This is a genomic window from Streptomyces fuscigenes (assembly GCF_021556455.1).
GTDB classification, from domain to species: domain Bacteria; phylum Actinomycetota; class Actinomycetes; order Streptomycetales; family Streptomycetaceae; genus Streptomyces; species Streptomyces fuscigenes.
In genome coordinates this window covers 1-8,958 of the sequence record NZ_JAKGCV010000224.1, presented here as the reverse complement: position 1 = coordinate 8,958, position 8,958 = coordinate 1, and the positions used below count along the sequence as shown (strand labels likewise).

The following is an 8,958-nucleotide window of genomic DNA, read 5'->3' as shown; positions in this document are numbered from 1 at the left end:
CCGGGCGGGCGTCGCTCGGCGCCTCGGCGGCCGCCGCGCTGCTCGCGACCGGCGAGCAGGAGGCGCAGCGGCTGCTGGCGGCGCTCGCCGGCGCGGGCCTGATCGACCACGTGCGGGGCCACCGTTACCGTCTGCACGACGTGGTGCGCGCCTTCGCGCAGGCACGCCTGCTCGACGAGGAGGCCGCCGCCGACCGCACGGCCGCGCAGGAGCGCCTGATCCGCAACTACAGCGAGCTGGCGGACACCGTGATCCGCCTGGTCGACGGCAACATGTCCACGCGGGCGGACCTGTTCCGCACCACGGCGGGCGCGCACGGCTTCCCCTCTCCGGACGCGGCGCTGCGCTGGCTCGACGACGAGTCGAGCTTCATCACGGCGGCGCTGCGGCAGGCCGAGGGCGTCGACCAGCAGGCCGTGCTCGGGCTGCTCGGCGCGCTGTGCGACTACTGCCTGCTGCGCGGCGACCTCTACCGGCTCGGCGAGATCAACGAGCTGGCGCACGCCGTCGGGCAGGGCCTGCTCGTGCGGTCCGTGCAGTGGCGCACCGGCATCGCCGCCCGCCAGCTCGGCGACCTCGACAAGGCGCGCACCACGCTGACGTCCGTGGTGGAGCTGTACCGGGAGGCCGAGCAGATCGCCGGGGAGGCGCTCGCACTGTGCTCGCTCGGCATCACCCTGCACCACCAGGGCGACCTCACGGCCGCCGCGGCGAAGCTGCGGGAGGCCCTCGCCCTGCAGGAACCGGAGCCGCTGGCGGGCGACCGGGCGTGGACCCTGCACGCCCTCGCGGCCGTCGAACGCGACCGGGGACGGCTGCGCGAGGCCCTCGCGATGCTGGACGACGCGCTCGCCCTCCACGGCCGAAACGGCTCGGTGCACGGCGAGGCCTGGGCGCACTTCCAGCTGGGACAGGTGCTGCTGCGCCTCGGCGAACCCGGGCGCGCGCAGGACGCGTTGCGCCGGGCGCTGGACCGTTACGCACGCACCGGCGACGGGCGCGGCGAGGCGTGGGCGCTGACGCAGTCGGCCCGTACGCGGCTGATGGCGGGCGAGCCCGCCGAGGCCGCCGAGGCGCTGCGCGGCGCGCTGGCCCGCCACCGCGACAACGAGGACGTGCGCGGCGAGGCGTGGACGCTGTACTACCTGGGCCAGGCGCTGGAGGACACGGGCGAGGGCGACCAGGCGGTACGGGAACTCGACCGCGCGCGCACGGTGTTCTCCCGCATGCGGGACGTCTACGGGCTGGCGTGCGCGCGCCACCACCTCGGCCGCGTCACGCGCGACCAGCGCGCCGCCCGCACGGGCAACCTGCGCAACTCCGGCTTCGCCCGGCAGCTGCTGACCGACGCCCGGGCGGACTTCCACCGGGCGGGCGTCGCGTACGGCGAGGCGTGGGCGTGCGTGGAACTCGCGATCGTCGACGCGGGCAACAGCCGTACGACGCAGGCGCTGGCGCTGTGCGACGAGGCGAGCGCCCTGTTCGACTCGTACGGCGACCGGCGCGGCGCCGACTGGTCCCGCTTCCTGCGCTGCACGCTCCTGCCGTACGCGTCCGCGGGCGGCGCGGAGGTCGGCACGGCCGTCGCCGAGCAGGAACTCGCCGAACTGACCGCCGCCTCCCACCCGCTGCGCGACCCGAAGCTCGACGAGTGCGCCCGGACCCTGTCCGTGATGCTGGCCCGCGGCACCACCCTGGAGGACGGCTGGCGCGCCTGGTCCCTGGGCATGGTCCCGGGCCGGCACGCCCAGGAGGTGATGGGGGTGGAGGTGCCGGCGCGGGCCTGAGGCGCCGCGGGGGCCGGCGGGCCCCCGCCCGGACGCGGCCGCCGCGCCCGCGCGGCGGGACGGCGCGGGCCGGTCCATGACCTCCGGGGTAATCGACCCGGGGCGGCGCCGCACGAAGACTGGGGTGCACCGACAGCCCCGGGACCGGCCCGGGGCCGCCCCGCCCCGGGAGGCCCACCATGACCGCGTACGCGATCGCGCACCTCGCCGACGCCGAGCCGCACGAGGACGTCTGCGTCTACATGGAACGCATCCAGGAGACCCTCGACCCGTTCGGCGGGCGCTTCGCCGTGCACGGCGGGGCGGCCGAGGTCGTGGAGGGCGCCTGGCCGGGGGCCGTCGTGGTGGTGGCGTTCCCCGGCATGGCGGCGGCGCGCGCCTGGTACGGCTCCGAGGCCTACCGGGCGATCCTGCCCCTGCGCACGGACCACATCGAGGGGGACGTCGTCCTCGTACCGGGTGTGCCGGACGGCTACGACGCGGGGCGTACGGCAGCCCGCCTGCGCGCCGCGCTCTGAGCGGCCCGGCGACCCGGCGCCGAGTGGCGCGGCGACGTGCGGGAGCAGCACGAGGCGCCCTCCCGCACGCCGTGCGGGGGGCGCCTGGCGGGGCCGTCCGGCCGGGCGGGGCTACCGGTCGGCGGAGCCCTTCGGGGCCGCGTCGCGGTCCGCCTTCGCGTTCGGGCGTGCCGCGAGGCCGCGCTTCGCCGCCGGAGGAGCCGTCGCGGGCTCCTCCACGAAGTCCACCCGGCCCATGTGCCGGTGCATCGACTTCATCAGCAGCCATACACCCAGCGCCAGCACCGCGAAGACGACGAACCCGAGCAGGCCGGGGGTCACCTTGTTCTCGTTGACCTCGGCGAGCGTGACCATGTTCGTCACTGCGTGAGTCGCATCCATGTCATGCATTGTCGCGGATGCCCGCGAAGAGGTCGTCCTCGGGGAGGGTGGTATCGACGAGGGAGCGCGCGAGCTCGTACTCCTCGGTCGGCCAGACCTCCCGCTGGAGGTCCAGCGGCACCCGGAACCAGCCGCCGTCCGGGTCGATCTGGGTGGCGTGCGCGAGCAGCGCCTTGTCGCGGATCTCGAAGAAGTCCGCGCACGGCACGTGCGTCGTCAGCGTCCGCTCGCCGCGGTCGCTCTTCTCCCAGCGCTCCAGCCACTCCCCGTACGGCGACTCCAGGCCGCGGGCGAGCAGCGCCTCGTGCAGCGCGACCGTGCGGCCGCGGTTGAAGCCCTGGTTGTAGTACAGCTTCTGGGGCTGCCAGGCCGGCCCGAACTCCGCCTCGGGGTACTTCTCGGTGTCCCCCGCGTGCTCGAACGCCACCATGGAGACCTTGTGGGTCATGATGTGGTCGGGGTGGGGGTAGCCGCCGTTCTCGTCGTACGTCGTGACGACCTGGGGGCGGAAGGAGCGGATGAGCCGCACCAGCCGGCCGGCCGCCTCGTCGACGTCCTCCAGGGCGAAGCAGCCCTCCGGCAGCGGGGGCAGCGGGTCGCCCTCGGGCAGGCCCGAGTCCACGTATCCGAGCCACTCCTGCCGCACGCCGAGGATCTGGCGGGCCTCGTCCATCTCCCGCCGGCGCACCTCGTGGATGTGCTCCTCGATGTACGCGTCCCCCTGGAGCTTCGGGTTGAGGATGTCGCCGCGCTCGCCACCCGTGCAGGTCACGACCACCACGTCCACCCCCTCGGAGACGTACTTGGCCATGGTGGCCGCGCCCTTGCTCGACTCGTCGTCGGGGTGGGCGTGAACGGCCATCAGTCGCAGCTGCTCAGTCAAGACTCGATCCTCAGTGATTCGTCGCAAAGGGCGGCTTCTATAGTGACGGATACCGGGGGGCGAAAATTCCGGCTTCGGCGCCCGCCGCGAGAGGACTGATCATGGCCCAGGTGCGTACGCAGGCCCCTGCGGGCCGCTACGGCCGCTCGGCGGACGAGCGTGCGGATCGCAAACTCAAGATCGTCGGCTCGGTGCTGGGTGCCGCCGCGGTGATCGGGCTCGGCTATTACGGCTTCCACACGATCGCCGATCAGAGCGTCTCCGGCCAGGTCGTCTCGTACGAGCAGGTCACGCCGTCCGAGGTGCACATCCACCTCGAGGTGAACAAGGGGAAGTCCACCACCGGCAGCTGCACGGTGCGCGCCCTGGACACCGACCACAACGAGGTCGGCCGCAAGACGGTCCGCTACGACCAGCCGAAGACGCAGATCGACCAGATCATCACGCTCCGCACGACGGCGAGGTCGACCGCGGCGGAGCTCGTGGGCTGCTCGGACGGCTAGCCGGACCGCGCCGCCCGGGCGCTGCCCGGCGGGGGCCCCGTGCGGACGGTGCGCCCGGGGTGACCCGCAGTGCGGGAGGTGTGTCCGGCCTCACGCCCGTTCGGCGACCGCCGCTCACGCTCACGCTCCACCGTGAGGAGGGCGCACCACCCGGACCCGCGCACCTCGTCGCGACCTTGTCGCCGCGTTCGGGCCGCGCGCGCCGGGCACCTCGTGTGCGCCCGGCTGCGGATGTCCGTGCCGATTGCGGGTACGCATTCCCGTGGGGAGGAGCGGAAGGCTCCGCAGGGGGGCGGGCCCAAGGGCCCCGAGGGCCGTCAGAAGGGCGTTGTTCCTCATCGACAACACGCCGCTGACCTGTGCCCACGCATCCCTGACGGCTTTTGTGCTCCCCCTTTGGCCACGGAATTGTTAGGCTCGTGGTTTCGCCCGACCGGGAAGGCCACATCCTTACTGGTAGGGCGTTCATTTGTATTCCCAGTACCTACGAGGAGCACCAGTGACCCAGACCAGCGAGAACGTCACCTGGCTCACCCAGGAGGCGTACAACCAGCTCAAGACCGAGCTGGAGTACCTGTCTGGTCCCGCCCGCACCGAGATCGCCAAGAAGATCGAGGCCGCGCGCGAGGAGGGGGACCTGCGGGAGAACGGCGGGTACCACGCGGCCAAGGAGGAGCAGGGCAAGCAGGAGCTCCGCGTGCGCCAGCTGACCCAGCTCCTGGAGCACGCGAAGGTCGGCGAGGCCCCCGCGGACACCGGCGTGGTCGAGCCCGGCATGGTCGTGACGATCGCCTTCGACGGCGACGAGGACGACACCCTCACGTTCCTGATGGCCTCCCGCGAGTACGCGAGCGCCGACATCGAGACGTACTCGCCGCAGTCCCCGCTCGGCTCCGGCGTCAACGGCAAGAAGGTCGGCGAGGACGCCGAGTACGAGCTGCCGAACGGCAAGACGGCGACGGTGAAGATCCTCGCCGCCAAGCCCTACTCGGGCTGAGCTCCGCGGACCCGGGCCGGGGCCGCACCCCGGCCGGCCGGGCCCCCGGCACGGCGCCCGTGGGGCGCGCCGGGGAGCACCGCGGACCGCGCGGCTCAGGACGTCTCAGGACGAGAACGACAAGAACGCAGCAGGGCCGTACCGCACCGTTCATCCGGTGCCGTACGGCCCTGCTGCCGTGCGCGGCCCCGGCGCACCGCGACCCGCGCCGCCGCGTCCCCGCGCTCCGCCGCGTGTCGGCCGAGGCATGGGAAGCGGGACGCGCGACGCCGGGTCAGGACGTCGCGGAGCGGTACCTGCGCACCGCGAGCGTGCGGAACACGACGATGATCAGCACGGACCAGATCAGCGAGGCCCAGACGGGGTGCTGCATGGGCCACGCCCCGGAGTCGGAGACCCCCGGGTTGCCGAACAGCTTCCGGCACGCCTGCACGGTGGCCGAGAAGGGGTTCCACTCGGCGATGTGCCGCAGCCAGGGCGTCATGCCCTGGGTCGAGACGAACGCGTTGGACACGAACGTGACGGGGAAGAGCCAGATCAGGCCGCCGGACGTGGCCGCCTCTGGCGTCCGCACCACCAGGCCGATCAGCGCGCCGATCCACGAGAAGGCGTAGCCGAGCAGGAGCAGCAGCCCGAAGGCGGCGAACATGTTCCCCACGCCGTTGTGGATGCGCCAGCCGACCAGCACCGCGACGATCGAGAGCACCAGGATGATCAGCGCGGTCTGCACGAGGTCGGCGAGCGTCCGCCCGGTCAGCACCGCGCCCCGGGCCATCGGCAGCGACCTGAACCGGTCGACGAGCCCCTTGTGCATGTCGTCCGCGATGCCCGCGCCCGCGCCGGCCGTGGCGAACGTGACGGTCTGCGCGAAGATGCCGGCCATCAGGAAGTTCTTGTACACGGACGCGCTGGTGGAGCCGCCGACCTGGATGGACCCGCCGAACACGTACGTGAACAGGATGACGAACATGACCGGCTGGATGAGCCCGAAGAGGACGACCTCGGGAATCCTGGTCATGCGGATGAGATTGCGCTTGGCGACCACCAGCGAGTCGCGTACGGATCCCGCGATGCCGCCGCGCGCGGCGGGGGCCTGGCTCGTGATGACGGTCATTCCGCCGTCTCCTCTCCCTGCGCGCTGCCCCGCGCACCGCTCCGTTGTGAACCGCTCCGCGTACCGCCCGGTGTGCTTCCGCCGCCGCGCGCCGCCTCGCCGGAGGCCCCCGCGGCCCCCGGGCCGCGCCCCGCGCCGTCCCCGCCGCCCTCGGTGCCGCCCGTGCCGCCGTTCTTCCCGGCATCCGCGTCCGTGGCCGCGTCCTCGGCCGCGTGCCCGGTCAGGGACAGGAACACGTCGTCGAGCGTCGGGCGGCGCAGGCCGATGTCGTCGATCTCGATGCCCCGGGCATCGAGTTCCCGGATCACCTCGGCGAGCAGCTTGGCGCCGCCGCTGACCGGGACGGTGAGCCGGCGGATGTGCTGTTCGACCGTCACGGCCGCCTCGCCCGTCACGCTGCCGGACTTGCCGAAGCCGGAGAGGACGGACCGGGCGGTCGCGATGTCGCCCTGCTCGTGCACGACGACCTCGACCCGCTCGCCGCCCGTGCGCGCCTTCAACTCGTCGGACGTGCCGCGCGCGATGACGCTGCCGTGGTCGACGACGGCGATCTCGTGCGCGAGGTTGTCGGCCTCCTCCAGGTACTGCGTCGTCAGGAGCAGCGTCGTGCCGCCCGCGACCAACTCCTGGATGATCGACCACAGTTGCTGCCGATTGCGCGGGTCGAGGCCGGTGGTGGGCTCGTCCATGAACATGACCGGCGGGGAGACCACGAGCGCGGCGGCGAGGTCGAGCCTGCGCCGCATGCCGCCCGAGTAGGTCTTGGTGGTGCGGTCGCCCGCGTCCGCGAGGTGGAAGCGCTCCAGCAGTTCGTCCGCGCGCGCCTTCGCCCGGCGCGCGCTCAACTGGTAGAGCTGACCCATCATCCGGAGGTTCTCCCGGCCGGTGAGGTATTCGTCCACCGCCGCGAACTGGCCGGACAGGCCGATGGAGCGTCGTACGTCGTTGGGGCGTTTGAGGACGTCGATCCCGGCGACGACGGCGCGCCCGCTGTCGGGGCGCAGCAGTGTCGTCAGGACGCGCACCGCCGTGGTCTTGCCCGCGCCGTTGGGTCCCAGAAGGCCCAGCACGGTGCCTTCGGGAACGTCGAGGTCTACGCCGTCCAGAGCCCGTACGTCGCCGAAGGTCTTGACCAGACCCTCGGCATAGATGGCGCCTGGCATGAGGGTTTCTCCTGACTGGTGGGCCTGGGCCGCACTGGTGAGGTCGGAGCCGCTTGGAAGGCCCGAACAGTATCGCGATACATCGCGATATACAAGCAGCGCCGCGCGGTGGCGCGCCCCGCGCGGGTGCCCGTCGACGCCCGCCGCACGCACCGGCGCCCGTACGGGTCACCGCCGGGGCGTCACCCGGTCCCCCGGTCGGGCGGTTCGCTCCGAAGGGGCCGCCCCTCCGCCCGGCCGGTCCGCGGGGGGCGGGCGCCCCCGGGGGCCCGTGGCGCGCGCGGGCCGCGGGGGACGGACGCGACGAACAACGAGCGGACCGCCACTTCGTGCCGCACGCGGCTGTTTGAGTGGGTGTGACACGTGAACCGCTTGTTCCGCGTACCCTTGGCCACCATCAACCGACCACCGCACGAAAGAGCCCCGGCCATGCCCCCCATTCAGGACATGACTTCCGATGCGTCGGTCTCCCAGGACTCGACGGGTGCGCCGGACCGCGAGGATCGCAGGGAACCCGCGTCGACGGCATCCGAATTTCCGGACGGCGCCGGTCTCCTGGACGCCCTCCAGCACCAAGTGGCCATCTTCGCCCGGCGCGCCGAGCAGACGAGGCTCGGCGGAGTCGGCCAGGTCCGCAACACCATGGACCGCGCCGCCTATCTGCTGCTCAACCGCCTCGACCTGGAGGGCCCGATGGGCGTCAAGGCGCTCGCCGCGGGCATGGGCATCGACTCCTCCACAGTGACGCGGCAGGTCGCGCCGCTGGTGGACAGCGGCCTGGTCAAGCGCACCTCGCACCCCGAGGACGGCCGAGCGGTCGTCCTGGAGCTCTCCGAGCGCGGTCGCGCGCGCCTCGACGAGGTACGGGTGTCGCGCCGGCGGCTGATGCAGCGCGTCACGGAGGACTGGACCGAGGAGGAGAAGGTCTCCTTCACCACCCTGCTGACCCGCTTCAACCGGAACCTGCCGGCCGCCAAGCAGTCCCCTCCCCAGGAGGACGCCCCTCCGGCGTCGTGACCTGCGGGGCGCCGGCCTCCGCCCGGCCGCCCCGCGCGCCCCGGCCGCCGGTGCGGCGGCCGCCTGCCTCTTGACCCGGATGCCGTCCCGGGCTCATATGAAGACGTGCGGCAGCGGCGGACGTCCCCGGCCCAGGAGCACGGCCGCGCCCGGGAGTTCGACTCCTTCGTGGCGGGCGCGGCCGGCCGGCTGCTGCACGCCGCCACGCTGCTGACGGGCGAGCCCCCTCGGGCGGCGCCGCGCGCCCTGCGCCTGCTGACGGCCTCGCTCGCCGCCACGTACGCGGCCTGGCCCCGGTTGCGTGGGGAAGATCCGTACGACTGGGCACGCCACGAACTCGCCACGCGGTACGCCCGCTCCGCCGCCTGGCGGGGCCGCCGTACGCAGGACGGCGTACTCGGCGTACTCGGCCGCCAGGAGCGGCTGGTGCTGGTGCTGCGGCTGTACGAGGGCGCGGACGAGGAGCAGACGGCGGCCCTGACCGGCCTGCCGGTGGAGCGCGTACGGGTGCTGTGCGCGCGGGGAGTGGCCACGCTGCGCGCCCGGGCCCGGGCGGAGCGCGCCGTCCCCGGCGCGAGCGGCCGGGACGGGTCGC

The 8,958-nt window shown here is 73.4% G+C and carries 10 protein-coding genes; 6 read left to right on the top strand and 4 right to left on the bottom strand.

The window, feature by feature from the left end; all coding sequences use genetic code 11:
- Both L1885_RS17950 and L1885_RS17945 read left to right on the top strand, forming a co-directional pair.
- The coding region (locus L1885_RS17950; protein ID WP_235798147.1) for a tetratricopeptide repeat protein at positions 1 to 1,787 on the top strand (1,787 nt) is incomplete at its 5' end.
- 179 nt (positions 1,788 to 1,966) lie between these two features.
- Positions 1,967 to 2,305 (top strand): DUF1330 domain-containing protein, encoded by a 339-nt coding sequence (locus L1885_RS17945; protein ID WP_235798146.1) that lies wholly within the window; start codon positions 1,967 to 1,969, stop codon positions 2,303 to 2,305.
- A gap of 111 nt (positions 2,306 to 2,416) precedes the next feature.
- On the opposite strand, the gene L1885_RS17940 is transcribed toward L1885_RS17945, so the two are convergent.
- Both L1885_RS17940 and mca read right to left on the bottom strand, forming a co-directional pair.
- Positions 2,417 to 2,686, bottom strand: a complete 270-nt coding sequence (locus tag L1885_RS17940; RefSeq protein WP_235798145.1) for a hypothetical protein — start codon at positions 2,684 to 2,686, stop codon at positions 2,417 to 2,419.
- A gap of 1 nt (position 2,687) precedes the next feature.
- A complete protein-coding gene (gene mca / locus L1885_RS17935) occupies positions 2,688 to 3,569 on the bottom strand; it encodes a mycothiol conjugate amidase Mca (RefSeq protein WP_235798144.1) in 882 nt (293 codons plus the stop codon).
- Positions 3,570 to 3,670: 101 nt separating this feature from the next.
- On the opposite strand from mca, the gene L1885_RS17930 reads away from it, so the two are divergent.
- Both L1885_RS17930 and greA read left to right on the top strand, forming a co-directional pair.
- On the top strand, positions 3,671 to 4,072 hold the full coding sequence (locus tag L1885_RS17930; protein ID WP_235798143.1) for a DUF4307 domain-containing protein: 402 nt from the start codon (positions 3,671 to 3,673) through the stop codon (positions 4,070 to 4,072).
- A gap of 499 nt (positions 4,073 to 4,571) precedes the next feature.
- Positions 4,572 to 5,069: a transcription elongation factor GreA gene (greA, locus tag L1885_RS17925; protein WP_235798142.1), complete on the top strand. Its 498-nt coding sequence runs from the start codon at positions 4,572 to 4,574 to the stop codon at positions 5,067 to 5,069.
- 274 nt (positions 5,070 to 5,343) lie between these two features.
- Here greA and L1885_RS17920 read toward each other — a convergent pair whose 3' ends face one another.
- Complete coding sequence (locus tag L1885_RS17920) at positions 5,344 to 6,183, bottom strand: ABC transporter permease (protein WP_235798141.1); 840 nt, start codon at positions 6,181 to 6,183, stop codon at positions 5,344 to 5,346.
- Positions 6,180 to 7,346 (bottom strand): ATP-binding cassette domain-containing protein, encoded by a 1,167-nt coding sequence (locus L1885_RS17915; RefSeq protein ID WP_235798140.1) that lies wholly within the window; start codon positions 7,344 to 7,346, stop codon positions 6,180 to 6,182. The genes L1885_RS17920 and L1885_RS17915 overlap by 4 nt, the downstream gene beginning before the upstream one ends.
- Positions 7,347 to 7,775: 429 nt before the next feature.
- Between L1885_RS17915 and L1885_RS17910 the strand changes: the two genes are divergently transcribed.
- Both L1885_RS17910 and L1885_RS17905 read left to right on the top strand, forming a co-directional pair.
- Positions 7,776 to 8,363 (top strand): MarR family winged helix-turn-helix transcriptional regulator, encoded by a 588-nt coding sequence (locus L1885_RS17910; protein WP_235798139.1) that lies wholly within the window; start codon positions 7,776 to 7,778, stop codon positions 8,361 to 8,363.
- 105 nt (positions 8,364 to 8,468) lie between these two features.
- Positions 8,469 to 8,958 (top strand): sigma factor-like helix-turn-helix DNA-binding protein (locus L1885_RS17905; protein WP_235798138.1); only part of this gene is annotated, 490 nt, incomplete at its 3' end.

Coding starts and splice junctions, on each gene's coding strand:
- L1885_RS17945 (WP_235798146.1), top strand. CDS start 1,967: ATGACCGCGTACGCGATCGCGCACCTCGCCGACGCCGAGCCGCACGAG.
- L1885_RS17940 (WP_235798145.1), bottom strand. CDS start 2,686: ATGGATGCGACTCACGCAGTGACGAACATGGTCACGCTCGCCGAGGTC.
- L1885_RS17930 (WP_235798143.1), top strand. CDS start 3,671: ATGGCCCAGGTGCGTACGCAGGCCCCTGCGGGCCGCTACGGCCGCTCG.
- L1885_RS17920 (WP_235798141.1), bottom strand. CDS start 6,183: ATGACCGTCATCACGAGCCAGGCCCCCGCCGCGCGCGGCGGCATCGCG.
- L1885_RS17915 (WP_235798140.1), bottom strand. CDS start 7,346: ATGCCAGGCGCCATCTATGCCGAGGGTCTGGTCAAGACCTTCGGCGAC.
- L1885_RS17910 (WP_235798139.1), top strand. CDS start 7,776: ATGCCCCCCATTCAGGACATGACTTCCGATGCGTCGGTCTCCCAGGAC.